General features: G+C 51.5%; 12 protein-coding genes. 9 read left to right on the plus strand and 3 right to left on the minus strand.

The features are described 5' to 3' along the window. Nucleotides 1-175 precede the first annotated feature (175 nt). Complete coding sequence (tdk, locus tag LK04_RS08085) at nt 176-796, plus strand: thymidine kinase (RefSeq protein WP_039334734.1); 621 nt, start codon at nt 176-178, stop codon at nt 794-796. A 52-nt stretch (nt 797-848) separates the two neighbouring features. Here tdk and adhE read toward each other — a convergent pair whose 3' ends face one another. Next, the gene (gene adhE, locus LK04_RS08090) at nt 849-3,527 is read right to left on the minus strand and encodes a bifunctional acetaldehyde-CoA/alcohol dehydrogenase (protein ID WP_039334604.1); all 2,679 of its coding nucleotides are present in this window, start codon (nt 3,525-3,527) and stop codon (nt 849-851) included. Between the two features lie 446 nt (nt 3,528-3,973). Between adhE and LK04_RS08095 the strand changes: the two genes are divergently transcribed. The 7 genes from LK04_RS08095 (at nt 3,974) to oppF (ending at nt 12,589) form a co-directional block, all read left to right on the plus strand. After that, nucleotides 3,974-4,621, plus strand: a complete 648-nt coding sequence (locus LK04_RS08095; RefSeq protein ID WP_039334607.1) for a YchE family NAAT transporter — start codon at nt 3,974-3,976, stop codon at nt 4,619-4,621. 575 nt (nt 4,622-5,196) lie between these two features. Continuing rightward, the gene (locus LK04_RS08100) at nt 5,197-6,831 is read left to right on the plus strand and encodes an ABC transporter substrate-binding protein (RefSeq protein ID WP_039334608.1); all 1,635 of its coding nucleotides are present in this window, start codon (nt 5,197-5,199) and stop codon (nt 6,829-6,831) included. A gap of 159 nt (nt 6,832-6,990) precedes the next feature. After that, entirely contained in the window at nt 6,991-8,631 is a 1,641-nt protein-coding gene (oppA, locus tag LK04_RS08105) for an oligopeptide ABC transporter substrate-binding protein OppA (RefSeq protein WP_039334610.1), read from the plus strand. 81 nt (nt 8,632-8,712) lie between these two features. Further along, nucleotides 8,713-9,633 (plus strand): oligopeptide ABC transporter permease OppB, encoded by a 921-nt coding sequence (oppB, locus tag LK04_RS08110; RefSeq protein WP_039334612.1) that lies wholly within the window; start codon nt 8,713-8,715, stop codon nt 9,631-9,633. A 15-nt stretch (nt 9,634-9,648) separates the two neighbouring features. Next, a complete protein-coding gene (gene oppC, locus LK04_RS08115) occupies nt 9,649-10,557 on the plus strand; it encodes an oligopeptide ABC transporter permease OppC (RefSeq protein ID WP_039334614.1) in 909 nt (302 codons plus the stop codon). An 11-nt stretch (nt 10,558-10,568) separates the two neighbouring features. Next, on the plus strand, nt 10,569-11,588 hold the full coding sequence (locus LK04_RS08120) for an ABC transporter ATP-binding protein (protein ID WP_039334616.1): 1,020 nt from the start codon (nt 10,569-10,571) through the stop codon (nt 11,586-11,588). Further along, a complete protein-coding gene (gene oppF, locus LK04_RS08125) occupies nt 11,585-12,589 on the plus strand; it encodes a murein tripeptide/oligopeptide ABC transporter ATP binding protein OppF (RefSeq protein ID WP_039334618.1) in 1,005 nt (334 codons plus the stop codon). Before LK04_RS08120 ends, oppF begins: the two co-directional genes overlap by 4 nt. A 56-nt stretch (nt 12,590-12,645) precedes the next feature. On the opposite strand, the gene LK04_RS08130 is transcribed toward oppF, so the two are convergent. Further along, nucleotides 12,646-12,975 carry an HI1450 family dsDNA-mimic protein gene (locus LK04_RS08130; protein ID WP_196761379.1) on the minus strand — a complete coding sequence of 110 codons (330 nt, stop codon included), beginning with the start codon at nt 12,973-12,975 and terminating at the stop codon, nt 12,646-12,648. Between the two features lie 36 nt (nt 12,976-13,011). Further along, a complete protein-coding gene (gene cls / locus LK04_RS08135) occupies nt 13,012-14,472 on the minus strand; it encodes a cardiolipin synthase (protein ID WP_039334624.1) in 1,461 nt (486 codons plus the stop codon). Between the two features lie 162 nt (nt 14,473-14,634). Between cls and LK04_RS20640 the strand changes: the two genes are divergently transcribed. Beyond that, nucleotides 14,635-14,808, plus strand: a complete 174-nt coding sequence (locus LK04_RS20640; protein WP_153011410.1) for a YciY family protein — start codon at nt 14,635-14,637, stop codon at nt 14,806-14,808. Nucleotides 14,809-14,821 lie beyond the last annotated feature (13 nt).

The raw sequence follows: 14,821 nt of genomic DNA on the forward strand, positions 1-14,821 counted from the left end.
AAATGTCAGCACACGACCTTCTTTGTCAAAACGTGCGGTTTAAGGCTGAGACTGAATCACTCAGTCATTAATGGTGTTAATTTGAACAAACGATAAAAATAATGCATCGCTACAGGATCGCGCGTTTATGGTAGACTGCGCGACATCTGAATTGCGCTGCGATGAGATTTTGCACATGGCTCAACTTTATTTTTATTACTCCGCAATGAACGCGGGGAAATCAACGGCTTTGCTACAGTCTTCCTATAACTACCAGGAGCGTGGCATGCGGACATTAGTGTATACCGCCGAGATAGATGACCGCTTTGGTGCGGGTAAGGTTAGTTCACGTATTGGTCTTTCGTCTCCCGCCTTTTTATATAACGCTCAAACGAAACTAGACCAGCAAATAGCGGATGAACACGCGAAGCAACCGGTTCATTGCGTTCTGGTTGATGAAAGCCAGTTCCTGACGCGTGAACAAGTCAGATCCTTGTCTGATGTGGTCGACAATATGGATATTCCGGTATTGTGTTATGGACTACGCACCGATTTTCGCGGAGAACTCTTCGTGGGGAGCCAATATTTGCTGGCGTGGGCGGATAAACTGGTTGAGCTAAAAACCATCTGCCATTGTGGTCGCAAAGCCAGTATGGTGTTGCGCCTGGATGCCAATGGAAAACCTTTCAGCGAAGGTGAGCAGGTGGTTATTGGTGGCAACGAACGCTATATTTCGGTGTGCCGTAAACACTATAAGCAAGCGATAGATGAAGGTTCATTGAAAGCCATTTACGGCTCGCATTCCTCTCCTGTTTGATCATGCCAACATAAAAAAAACCCGCCGCAGCGGGTTTTTTATTTATGACAACTTATGCTTTCTTGGTTTTCTTCTCAACTTTCACCGCTTTCTCATCGACGAGTTCAGCAGTAGCGCTCTCTGACTCTGAGAATTCACGGCCGTAGAAGGTATCCAGCATGATTTGTTTCAGTTCAGCGATCAGTGGGTAGCGCGGGTTAGCACCGGTACACTGGTCATCAAAGGCATCGTCTGCCAGTTTATCGACTTTCGCCAGGAAGTCCGCTTCCTGTACGCCCGCTTCACGAATGGATGTTGGAATACCCAACTGGGTTTTCATCTCTTCCAGCCATGCCAGCAGTTTTTCAATTTTCTGTGCGGTGCGGTCACCTTCGGCGCTCAGGCCCAAGTGGTCGGCAATTTCCGCATAACGACGGCGAGCCTGTGGACGGTCATACTGGCTGAATGCCGTCTGCTTAGTTGGGTTATCATTCGCGTTATAACGGATGACGTTACAAATCAGCAGGGCGTTAGCCAGGCCATGTGGGATATGGAACTCTGAGCCCAATTTATGCGCCATTGAGTGACACACGCCCAGGAAGGCGTTAGCAAAGGCGATACCGGCAATGGTGGCCGCATTGTGCACACGCTCACGCGCAACGGGGTTTTTGGCACCTTCGCGATAGCTGGCTGGCAGGTTCTCTTTCAGCAGTTTCAACGCTTGCAGGGCTTGTCCGTCAGAGTACTCGTTGGCCAGTACTGAGACATAGGCTTCCAGTGAGTGGGTTACGGCATCCAGACCTCCAAATGCACAGAGGGAACGCGGCATATCCATGACTAAGTTAGCATCGACAATCGCCATGTCAGGCGTCAGGGCATAATCCGCTAATGGATATTTCTGACCGGTCGCATCGTCTGTGACCACCGCAAACGGAGTCACTTCTGAACCCGTGCCGGACGTGGTGGTAATCGCCACCATGCGCGCTTTTACGCCCATTTTCGGGAACTTGTAGATGCGTTTACGGATATCCATAAAGCGCAGTGCCAGTTCTTCGAAATGGGTTTCTGGATGTTCGTACATCACCCACATAATTTTCGCGGCATCCATCGGTGAACCACCACCCAAGGCGATAATCACATCCGGTTTGAAGCTGTTCATCTGCTCCGCACCTTTACGCACGATGCTCAGGGTTGGGTCAGCTTCCACTTCAAAGAAGACTTCGGTTTCGATACCGTGGGATTTCAGTACGCGAGTGACCTGATCCGCATAGCCATTGTTGAACAAGAAGCGGTCAGTCACGATAAAGGCGCGTTTTGCACCGTCAGTGGCGACCTCTTCAAGTGCAATGGGCAGTGAGCCACGACGGAAGTAAATAGACTTCGGAAGTTTATGCCACAACATATTTTCAGCTCGCTTGGCCACGGTTTTCTTGTTGATGAGATGTTTAGGTCCCACGTTTTCAGAAATGGAGTTACCACCCCATGAACCACAGCCCAGCGTTAATGATGGCGCAAGTTTGAAGTTGTACAGGTCACCGATACCGCCTTGTGAAGCCGGGGTATTAATCAAGATACGTGCCGTCTTCATCTTGTCGCCGAAGTAGTGCACACGTTCGTGCTGGTTATCCTGGTCGGTGTACAGACAAGAGGTGTGACCGATACCGCCCATGGCAACCAGTTTCTCTGCTTTATCTACCGCATCGTGATAATCCTTCGCACGATACATGGCCAGCGTCGGCGACAGTTTTTCATGAGCAAAAGGCTCAGATTCATCAACCAGCTTCACTTCACCAATCAGAATTTTGGTTGAAGCAGGCACGCTAATGCCGGCCAATTCAGCAATCTTATAAGCCGGTTGACCCACAATGGCGGCGTTAAGCGCGCCGTTTTTCAGGATGATGTCCTGAATCGCTTTCAACTCTTTACCTTGCAGCAGATATCCGCCATGGGTGGCGAAGCGCTCGCGAACGGCATCGTAGACGGAATCAACCACAATGACGGACTGTTCAGACGCACAGATAACGCCGTTGTCGAAGGTTTTGGACATCAGAATTGAAGCAACTGCACGTTTGATATCCGCGGTCTCATCGATCACCACTGGCGTGTTACCGGCACCCACACCAATTGCTGGTTTACCTGAACTGTAGGCGGCTTTCACCATGCCTGGGCCACCGGTGGCCAGAATCAGGTTGATGTCTGGATGGTGCATCAGTTGGTTAGACAGCTCGACAGAAGGCGCGTCAATCCAGCCAATAATATCCTTCGGCGCACCGGCAGCAATGGCCGCCTGCAGCACGATATCCGCTGCTTTGTTGGTGGCGTCTTTGGCGCGTGGATGCGGTGAGAAGATAATGCCGTTACGCGTTTTCAGGCTGATGAGTGCTTTAAAGATAGCGGTAGAGGTTGGGTTAGTGGTCGGCACAATACCGCAGATCAGGCCAATCGGCTCGGCGATAGTGATGGTGCCGAAAGTGTCATCGGTGTCTAACACACCGCAGGTTTTCTCATCTTTATAGGCGTTGTAGATGTACTCTGAAGCGAAGTGGTTCTTGATCACTTTATCTTCAACAATGCCCATACCGGATTCGGCAACAGCCATCTTAGCGAGGGGGATGCGGGCATCAGCGGCGGCAAGTGCAGCAGCGCGGAAAATGGTATCAACTTGTTCTTGGCTAAAATTGGCGAATTCACGCTGTGCCTTTTTAACACGCTCAACCAGTGCATTAAGCTCGGCAACATTAGTAACGGCCATAGTACTCTCCTGAAGGAAGTTAAACTCTTTTAGTAAACAAGCCTGAGTTCAGAAGTATAGTCGCGCTATGCTTATACGTTGCTCAGGATGGCGGTGATTTGCCGTTGCTTACTAAAAGGGTTTCCTGGTCAAGAAGCCTGTGTCTCTGTAACAAGTTTCGATGCGGTAAGATTACCCCCGATGAGGTAGCTGAATTTTGATGCAGATCAATTGGCATCCAAGCTGACACCATTCAGCACTGACTTTCGCAACTAAAGTAACTTTCGCGGGGCTTCTGGCCGGGACGGATTTGATGAAGGGTGTGCACTGGACGCTAACCGCAGATAAATAAACTGGATTCTGGCAAAAATGGCAGCATAAATTTCTGCCTGACCCACTGGTTTTTCATCGGGCTTTTGCACTACATTAAGCGCGTTTTTTTAAACACACATTTTCCGGAGCTCACTTTGAATCCTGTGCTACTTGATTTTTCCGGCTATATTAAATTTTTTGTCGGTCTGTTTGCCTTGGTCAATCCCGTGGGCATCATCCCGGTGTTCATCAGCATGACCAGCTATCAAGCCGCTGCTGAGCGAAATAAAACCAACTTCACGGCGAATCTGGCTGTGGCGATCATTCTCTGGACGTCACTGTTCCTGGGGGATGCAATCCTGCATCTGTTTGGTATCTCTATCGACTCATTCCGTATTGCTGGTGGCATTCTGGTAGTGACCATTGCGATGTCGATGATCAGTGGCAAGCTGGGCGAGGACAAGCAGAACAAGCAGGAGAAGTCAGAGACGGCGATACGTGAGAGCATTGGTGTGGTTCCGTTAGCGTTACCCTTGATGGCGGGGCCCGGTGCTATCAGCTCTACTATCGTTTGGAGCACGCGCTATCACAGTTGGCCGAATTTGATAGGTTTTACCATTGCCATTGCCATTTTTGCATTTTGTTGTTGGTTGCTGTTCCGTGCAGCGCCATTAATGGTGCGCGTGTTAGGGCAAACCGGCATTAACGTTATTACCCGTATAATGGGTTTGCTATTGATGGCGTTGGGAATTGAATTTGTGGTCACCGGAATGAAAGCCATTTTCCCAGGCTTGCTCAATTAAAGGCAGGGTTATTTTTCTTAGATAACTCTCCATTGATCCATATTGGTGCAATCTGTGAATTATTTGCACCAATAGGGTGAAAATATTCATCTCGCTTAATAGAGCCTCTCCAGCATCACTTTTGCTACTATTACTTCTCTCACCGCCACTTTTATCACTTATCTTTGTGATAATTGTCACAGTGTTTTTTTCTTTAACGCCTGTTTTTCACGAAATTTATATAAGGCTTTAATCGCCATAATCAATTTATTGTGTCGTTAAACCTTGCTAATGCAGATTAATTTCGATTTTATGCGCTTAAGAATTTTGCTTGTACAAAACTTCCACAAAAAATAGATTTAAATTATATATATCAGGATGTTGATTGATTTTTCAGTGTAAAAATTAACACTATTACTGTGGGCATGTCCGTGATAAAAGAGAATCAGCTAACATTTTTGCTGTTTGGCTTTGGCGTGCGGGCATTTGTTCTGATAATTTTCGGCACATCGCAAATTTTTTATCCGCTGGTGTCAAATGAGTACGCTTCTTGCTTACTCGCTAGCGGGTTAATGTTTTAAGGTTGATATTTGTTGATGAAAAGCATGGCAGCGAAAAAAGCGGCGCCTTCTCTCCTGGCGCTCTGCTTGTCGGGGATAATTGCACACAGTCAGGCAGCAGAAGTTTCAGCGGGCGTGCCATTGGCAGAAACACAGCGCATTGTGATTAACAATGGCAGCGAAGTCGCCTCGTTAGATCCGCAAAAAACCGAAGGTGTGCCCGAGTCCAATGTGATTCGAAATTTACTGGAAGGATTGGTAGAGACGGATAATAACGGGCAAATTGTTCCGGGTGTGGCCTCTTCCTGGCGCAACGATCATGGCCGTATCTGGACGTTTACTTTGCGTGATAATGCTCAATGGAGCAATGGCGAGCCGGTGACCGCGCAAGATTTCGTTTACAGTTGGCAGCGCCTGGCTGACCCGAAAACGGCATCACCTTATGCCAGTTACCTGCAAGCCGCCCATATCGCCAATATTGATTCTATTCTGGCCGGTCAAGCCTCTCCCACTGAATTGGGCGTCAAGGCGCTGGATGACCATCATCTTCAGGTCACTCTCTCAGAACCCGTTCCCTATTTTATCGACATGCTGGCCCACACCGCGATGAAGCCGGTGTACCGTGCTGCCATTGAGAAATGGGGTGAGCAGTGGACTCAGCCTCAACACTATGTAGGGAATGGTGCCTATACGCTGGCTGATTGGGTGGTCAATGAGAAAATCGTTCTCAAGCGTAATCCACGTTACTGGGACAACCCTCACACGGTAATTGATGAGGGCATATTACTGCCGCTCACGTCTGAAAATAGCGATATTAATCGCTACCGCAGTGGCGGCTCGGATATGACCAATAGCGTTGTGCCACCAGACTTGTTTAAGAAATTACAGCAAGACCTGGGTGAGCAGGTAAAAGTCAGCCCACTGCTTTGCACCTTCTATTACGAAATCAACAATAAAAAAGCGCCGTTCACTGATGCCCGTGTCAGAACCGCACTCAAGCTAACCCTCGACCGTGACATCATCGCCGACAAAATCATGGGGCAGGGGCAGATCCCAGCATATGGCCTGACGCCGCCGTTCACGCACGGGATCACGCCTGAGGCGCCATCCTGGTCGAAGCAGACGCAAGCTGAGCGCAATGCCAGCGCGAAGCAATTGCTGGCTGAAGCGGGGTTCACGCCGCAGCACCCACTGCAATTCACGCTGTTGTATAACACTTCGGAGCAGAATAAACGGCAGGCGATTGCCGCGGCTTCAATGTGGCAGAAAAACCTCGGCGCCGAGGTCACGTTACAGAATCAGGAGTGGAAAACGCTGCTGGAAACGCGCCGCCAGGCACAGTACGACGTGGTGCGCGCAACCTGGTGTTCGGATTACAACGAACCCTCCACATTCCTCAATATGCTGTTGAGTGGGTCATCGATCAATACCGCGTTTTATCATAGCGATACGTTTGACAAATTGATGGCGCAAACCCTGACCGTAACCGATGACGCTCAGCGTGCGGCCTTGTATCAACAAGCTGAAGCCCAGTTGGATAAAGATTCCGCCATTATTCCGGTTTATTACCGGGTGAGTGTGCGTCTGGTGAAGCCTTGGGTAGGGGGTTACACCGGTAAAGATCCGCAGGATATGCTGGCATTGAAATACTATTACATAAAGAAACATTGAGTAATGAGCCGATCCGGCGCTACAGTCGGGCGGCACGTTACTGAAGTAAACCCTGAAGGGTGGTAGTGATCTCTGTTCAGACAGGCAGAGATCTCCCGGAAACGGGGTACGCTGGGCGGTTGACCGACCCGGTGACGATAATAAAACTGGAGCGTAATAATGAACAACATCACGAAAAAAAGCCTGATTGCCGCTGGCGTTCTTGCAGCAATCGGCGCGCTGGCAGGGAATGCCGCGCTGGCAGCGACAGTACCAGCAGGCGTTGAATTGGCAGCAAAACAGGAACTGGTACGTGGCAATGGTGACGAAGTTCAGTCACTGGACCCGCATAAAATTGAAGGTGTGCCGGAAGATAACATCGCCCGTGACCTGTACGAAGGTCTGATCATCAGCGACAGCGATGGCAAGCCGATTCCGGGCGTGGCAGAAAGCTGGGAAAACAAAGATTTCAAAGTCTGGACTTTCCACCTGCGCAAGAACGCCAAATGGTCTAACGGTGAGCCTGTCACTGCACAAGATTTCGTGTACAGCTGGCAGCGTCTGGTCGATCCGAAAACGGCCTCTCCTTACGCCAGCTATCCGCAGTACGGCCATATCGAGAACGTTGACGACATCATCGCGGGTAAAAAACCTGTCACTGATTTGGGCGTGAAAGCGCTCGACGATCACACTCTGCAAGTGACCCTGAGTGAGCCAGTCCCTTACTTCTATAAGCTGCTGATCAACTCAGTGATGTCTCCAGTGTATAAGCCTGCTATTGATAAGTTTGGCGACCAGTGGACGCAGCCACAGAACTGGGTGGGCAACGGCGCATTTAAGCTGGAATCTCACGTAATTAACGAGCGCGTGACCATCGTGCGTAACCCAGAGTACTGGGACAACGCGCATACTGTGCTGAACAAAGTGACCTTCCTGCCAATCAACTCCGAAGTCAGTGACGTCAACCGCTACTTCTCTGAGAACGGCAGCGACATCACCTATAACAACATGCCGATTGAGCTGTTCAAAAAGCTGCAGCGTGACAACGGCAAAGAGTTGATGGTGAAGCCATACCTCTGCACCTATTACTATGAAATCAACAACCAGAAAGCGCCATTCACCGATCCACGCGTGCGTACCGCACTGAAACTGGGTCTGGATCGTGACATCATGGTTAACAAGGTACTGGCGCAAGGTCAGTTGCCTGCATACAGCTTCACGCCTCCGGCTACCGATGGCATGGAACTGTTGCCACCAGACTGGTTCAAGTGGGATCAGAACAAGCGTAATGAAGAAGCGAAGAAACTGCTGGCCGAAGCGGGTTATACCGCAGATAAGCCACTGACCTTCAACCTGCTGTACAACACCTCCGATCTGCACAAGAAGTTAGCCATTGCCGCCTCTTCTATCTGGAAGAAAAACATTGGCGTGAACATCAAGCTGGAAAACCAGGAGTGGAAGACCTTCCTGGACACCCGTCATCAGGGCAACTTCGATGTGTCCCGTGCCGCCTGGTGCGCAGACTATAACGAACCGACATCGTTCCTGAACATCATGCTGTCTGACAGCAGCAGTAACACCTCACATTATAAGAGCGCAGACTTCGATAAAGTGATCCACGATGCGGTGAAAGCGGTAGATGATAAAGCCCGTGTTGCGGATTACCAGAAAGCTGAGCAGATCCTGGATAAAGACAGCACCATCGTGCCTGTTTACTACTACGTGAACGCGCGTCTGGTGAAACCGTATGTGGGTGGTTACACCGGCAACGATCCGCTGGATAAAACCCTCGATAAAAACCTGTATATCATTAAACATTAATAGCACTCAGGCTATCGACAGTGGCGGTGCTGCGGCACCGCCTTTTTGACTTTGTGAAGCAACAGCCTGGTAGGTACGGCAATGTTAAAATTCATCCTGCGTCGGCTTCTGGAAGCGATCCCGACGCTCTTTATCTTGATTACCATCTCCTTCTTTATGATGCGACTGGCACCCGGCAGTCCGTTTACCGGCGAGCGTACGCTGTCGCCTGAAGTGATGGCGAATATCGAAGCCAAATATCATCTCAACGATCCCATCGGTAAGCAGTATGTCAGTTATCTGGTACAGCTGGCACATGGCGATTTTGGTCCGTCGTTTAAATACAAAGACTACTCAGTCAACTATTTGGTCGGTCACGCCTTCCCGGTTTCAGCCAAACTGGGCCTGGCCGCGTTTTTCCTGGCGGTAGTGCTGGGGGTAACCGCTGGCGTGATTGCCGCACTCAAGCAGAATAGCCTGTGGGACTATGCGGTGATGGGGGTCGCCATGACGGGCGTGGTGATACCCAGCTTTGTCGTTGCGCCGCTGCTGGTGTTGGTTTTCGCCATCACCCTGCGCTGGTTGCCTGGCGGCGGCTGGAACGGCGGACAATGGAATTATATGTTGCTGCCGATGGTGGCACTGTCACTGGCCTACATCGCCAGCATCGCGCGAATTACGCGTGGCTCGATGATTGAAGTGATGCACTCTAACTTTATCCGCACCGCGCGCGCCAAAGGGTTACCGCTGCGTCGTATTGTTTTACGCCACGCCCTCAAGCCCGCCATGCTCCCTGTACTTTCCTATATGGGACCGGCGTTCGTCGGCATCATCACCGGTTCGATGGTGATCGAATCCATTTACGGGTTGCCGGGCATTGGCCAGCTGTTCGTTAACGGCGCGTTAAACCGTGACTACTCGCTGGTGATGAGTCTGACCATTTTGGTCGGCGTGCTGACTATTCTGTTTAATGCGATCGTTGATGTGCTGTACGCAGTGATCGATCCAAAAATTCGTTACTGATGGTGGAGTTCGCCCATGATGTTAAGTAAGAAAAACAGCGAAGCTCTGGATGCCTTCAGTGAAAAACTGGAAGTCGAAGGGCGCAGCCTGTGGCAGGATGCGCGTCGTCGCTTCATCCATAACCGCGCCGCGCTGATCAGTTTGCTGGTGCTGTTGGTGATTACGCTGTTTGTGGTCTTTGCACCGGTATTGTCACAGTTTAAATATGATGACACCGACTGGGGCATGATGTCGGCTGCACCGGATACGGTATCAGGCCATTGGTTTGGTACAGACTCTTCAGGACGCGATCTGCTGGTGCGTGTGGCGATTGGCGGACGTATCTCACTCATGGTCGGGATTGCCTCAGCCCTGATCGCGGTGCTGGTCGGCACGCTTTACGGCTCGCTGGCGGGTTATCTCGGCGGCAAAATCGACTCCGTGATGATGCGTATCCTGGAAATCCTCAACTCCTTCCCGTTTATGTTCTTCGTGATCCTGCTGGTGACCTTCTTCGGCCGTAATATTCTGCTGATCTTTGTGGCTATCGGCATGGTGTCGTGGCTGGATATGGCGCGAATTGTGCGCGGGCAAACACTGGGCCTGAAGCGCAAAGAGTTTATTGAAGCGGCGCAAGTGGGTGGCGTTTCCACCTTCAACATTGTACTGCGTCATATTGTGCCGAACGTGTTAGGCGTGGTGGTGGTATACGCCTCGCTGCTGGTGCCGAGTATGATTCTGTTTGAATCCTTCCTCAGCTTCCTGGGGTTGGGTACGCAAGAACCCCTGAGCAGCTGGGGCGCGTTACTGAGTGATGGCGCCAACTCCATGGAAGTATCGCCATGGTTGCTGATGTTCCCGGCGGGTTTCCTCGTGGTTACGCTGTTCTGTTTTAACTTTATCGGCGATGGCCTGCGTGATGCCCTCGACCCGAAAGATCGTTAAGGAGTTTCCCGATGACTATTCATGAATTTCAGCCAGCCATGGCTGCGCGTGCGGGAAACAGTAACCTGTTGCTGGACGTCAAAGACCTGCGCGTGACCTTTGGCACGCACGATGGTGATGTGACCGCAGTCAACGATCTTAACTTCTCACTGCGCGCAGGGGAAACCCTGGGCATTGTCGGTGAGTCAGGTTCAGGTAAATCGCAAACCGCCTTTGCTTTGATGGGCTTACTGGCGAAAAACGGCCGTATTGGCGGCTCGGCAAAGTTCAACGGCGAAGAGATCCTTAACCTGCCGGAGAACAAACTGAACAAACTGCGTGCCGAGCAGATTGCGATGATTTTCCAGGATCCGATGACCTCGCTTAACCCGTATATGCGCGTGGGCGAGCAGTTGATGGAAGTGCTCAAACTGCATAAAGGCATGAACAGTGCGCAGGCGTTTGAAGAGTCAGTACGCATGCTGGATGCGGTAAAAATGCCGGAAGCGCGTAAACGCATGAAGATGTTCCCGCATGAGTTTTCAGGCGGCATGCGTCAGCGCGTGATGATTGCGATGGCGTTGCTGTGCCGTCCTAAGTTGCTGATTGCGGATGAGCCCACGACGGCGCTGGATGTAACGGTACAGGCGCAGATCATGACATTACTGAACGAGCTGAAACGCGAATTCAATACTGCCATCATCATGATTACCCACGACCTCGGTGTGGTTGCTGGCATCTGTGACAAAGTGCTGGTGATGTACGCCGGTCGGACCATGGAATACGGTCGCGCGCGCGATGTGTTCTATCAACCAGCGCATCCTTATTCCATCGGCCTGCTGAGCGCCGTGCCGCGTCTGGATGCGGAAGAAGGGGAGTCACTGACCACCATTCCTGGCAACCCGCCGAACCTGCTGCGCTTGCCGCAGGGCTGCCCGTTCCAGCCGCGCTGTGCCTATGCTATGGACGTATGCGCGAAATCGCCGCCGCTTGAACCTTTTGCTGAAGGTCGTCTGCGTGCCTGCTTCAAACCGGTGGAGGAATTGGTATGAGCACCGTCATCGAAGAGAAGAAAGTCTTACTGGAAATTGCCGATCTTAAGGTGCATTTCGAGATTAAAGACGGCAAGCAGTGGTTCTGGCAGCCAGCTAAAACCCTTAAAGCGGTGGATGGCGTTAGCCTGCGTCTTTACGAGGGTGAAACCCTGGGCGTGGTGGGTGAGTCGGGCTGCGGTAAATCGACGCTGGCACGTGCCATTATCGGTCTGGTGAAAGCTACTGACGGTCGTGTAGCCTGGCTGGGGCGCGATTTACTGGGGCAAAGTCAGGATGAGTGGCGTCAGGCGCGCAGCGATATCCAGATGATCTTCCAGGACCCGCTGGCCTCGTTAAACCCACGCATGACCATCGGTGACATCATCGCGGAACCGCTGCGCACTTATTATCCGAAGATGCCTAAACAGGAAGTGAAGGATAAGGTGAAGAATATGATGATGAAGGTGGGTCTGTTGCCTAACCTCATCAACCGTTATCCGCATGAGTTTTCCGGTGGACAGTGTCAGCGTATTGGTATTGCGCGTGCACTGATCCTGGAGCCTAAACTGATTATCTGTGATGAGCCAGTATCGGCGCTGGATGTGTCGATTCAGGCGCAGGTGGTTAACCTGCTGCAAAAGTTGCAGCGTGAGATGGGATTATCACTGATCTTCATCGCGCACGACCTGGCGGTGGTGAAGCACATCTCCGATCGCGTGTTGGTGATGTATCTTGGCCATGCGGTGGAGCTGGGCACGTACGACTCGGTGTACAATAACCCGCAACATCCGTATACCCGTGCGCTGATGTCGGCGGTGCCGATCCCGGATCCCGATCTGGAGAAGAATAAGCAGATCCAGTTGCTGGAAGGGGAGTTGCCTTCGCCCATCAATCCACCGTCGGGCTGCGTGTTCCGCACGCGTTGTCCGATTGCCGGGCCGGAATGTGCCAAAACGCGTCCGTTGCTGGAGGGCAGTTTCCGCCATGCGGTATCCTGTTTGAAGGTCGATCCGCTTTAAGCTGGAAATAAAAACGCCGGGCAGATGCCCGGCGTTATTTTATCTTTGGCTGCAGATCATTCACGCCACAGAATGTGGCACAGCTTGTGGTCTTTCTCGCGGCACAGCAACACGCGGGCAAACACATCCGTAATCGGTTCACCGTCTGCTTCACCCAAACCAATCACCACTTCCGCGAAGAAATCTGGGTTGAGATCGAAATCGACATGTTCCTGCCAGTCTTCCGCGGGATCAAACAGCTCTGCGCCGCCGCGTTCTTCAAACTGCAGATTGAACAGAATGATGTCAGCGGGATCAAGATTATCGCCAGCTAGCTCGAGAAAAATGTCGTAAGCCTGTTCCAGCGTTTCATCTTCGGTAAGGCGATTATTTAAATCCATAGTCATTCCTGCTTGCCTGAGGCGGTAATATTTTCGCTCGTTTTACAGTAAAGGACTAAAGAAGTAAAACAGTCGTTCAACGATCCGCTGCCACCACGCACGTTTCGCCCAGCGCGCACCATCCAGCAAGCGTGAACGGGCGATGTAATCATCCTGGACGGTAGCCAAATCGCTGCCAAAGCCATCATCATCGACCACAAGGGTGATTTCAAAATTGAGCCACAGGCTGCGCATATCCAGATTAACGGTCCCGACCAGGCTGAGCTGGCCATCGACCAACACGCTCTTGGTATGCAGTAAACCATCTTCGAACTGGTAAATTTTCACGCCCGCTTCGAGCAGTTCAGTGAAGAAGGCGCGGCTGGCCCATCCGACTAACAAGGAGTCGTTGTGGCGAGGCACCACAATGCTGACTTCAACCCCTCGCAGCGCAGCGGTGCAAATGGCATGCAGCAGGTCGTCGCTCGGCACGAAGTAGGGCGTGGTCATAATCAGCTGCTCACGCGCGGAATAGACCGCTGTCAGCAACGCCTGATGAATCATGTCTTCAGGGAAACCGGGGCCAGAAGCGATAACCTGAATGATATGACCGCTTTCCTGCTCAAACGGCATGATGTTGGCATCAGGAGCCGGGGGGAGAATGCGCTTGCCGGTTTCGATCTCCCAGTCACAGGCGTAAACAATCCCCATGGTGGTGGCGACAGGGCCCTCCATGCGGGCCATCAGATCAATCCATTGGCCCACGCCCGCATCCTGTTTAAAGAAACGCGGGTCGACCAGATTCATGCTACCGGTGTAGGCGATGTAGTTATCGATCAATACCACTTTGCGATGTTGACGTAAGTCCATACGACGCAAGAAGACGCGCAGCAAGCTGACTTGTAAGGCTTCAACAACATCAATGCCTGCATTACGCATCATGTTGGCCCATGGACTGCGGAAGAACGCCACACTGCCTGCGGAATCCAGCATCAGGCGACAATGTACCCCACGACGCGAGGCGGCCATCAATGATTCGGCCACCTCATCTGCCAGGCCACCGGGTTGCCAGATATAAAACACCATCTCGATATTATGACGTGCCAGCTGGATGTCGCGGATTAGGGCGTGCATTACGTCATCTGAACTGGTCAGGAGTTGCAGCTGGTTGCCTTTTACGCCTGCAATGCCTTGCCGATGGCGACACAGATCAAACAGCGAGCGTGCAACATCACTGTGCTCTGTGGCAAAGATATGGCGACATTGTTTGAGGTCGTTAAGCCATTTGGCGGTGGAAGGCCACATGGTGCGAGCGCGTTCCGCACGGCGTTTACCGAGGTGTAACTCACCAAAAGACAGATACGCGATGATACCCACCAGCGGCAGAATGTAGATGATCAGCAACCAGGCCATTGCAGAGGTCACGGCACGGCGTTTCATCAGAATACGCAGTGTGACACCCGCAATCAGCAACCAGTAGCCAAACAGCAGCAACCAACTGAGAAGGGTATAAAATGTGGTCATTAAGTGGACATCCCGTTCGCGCTTTGATGAGGAAAGTTTACGTGCTGATCCGCACTAGTGAAACCTTTAATCGTGAATGACAGTTCAATGAAGCTTTCGATTTGGCATTTTCAATCAAATCTTTATAATGCCCGGCGAGTTTAGCCTGTCTGAGAGGATGTGATGAAACGAAGCAGAAATGAAGTGGCGCGCTGGAGAATGTTACGTCAGGTACACCGCCGTCGTGCTCGCTGGCTGGAAGGGCAGTCACGTCGCTACAAACGTATCCATACCATCCGTCATCAGGTGGCGCAGGAACATCGCCGCTCTATTCTGTTCATCAACCAGAATATGTGAAAGGCTTACGCGG

This window comes from Pantoea vagans (assembly GCF_001506165.1).
GTDB classification, from domain to species: Bacteria; Pseudomonadota; Gammaproteobacteria; order Enterobacterales; family Enterobacteriaceae; genus Pantoea; species Pantoea vagans_C.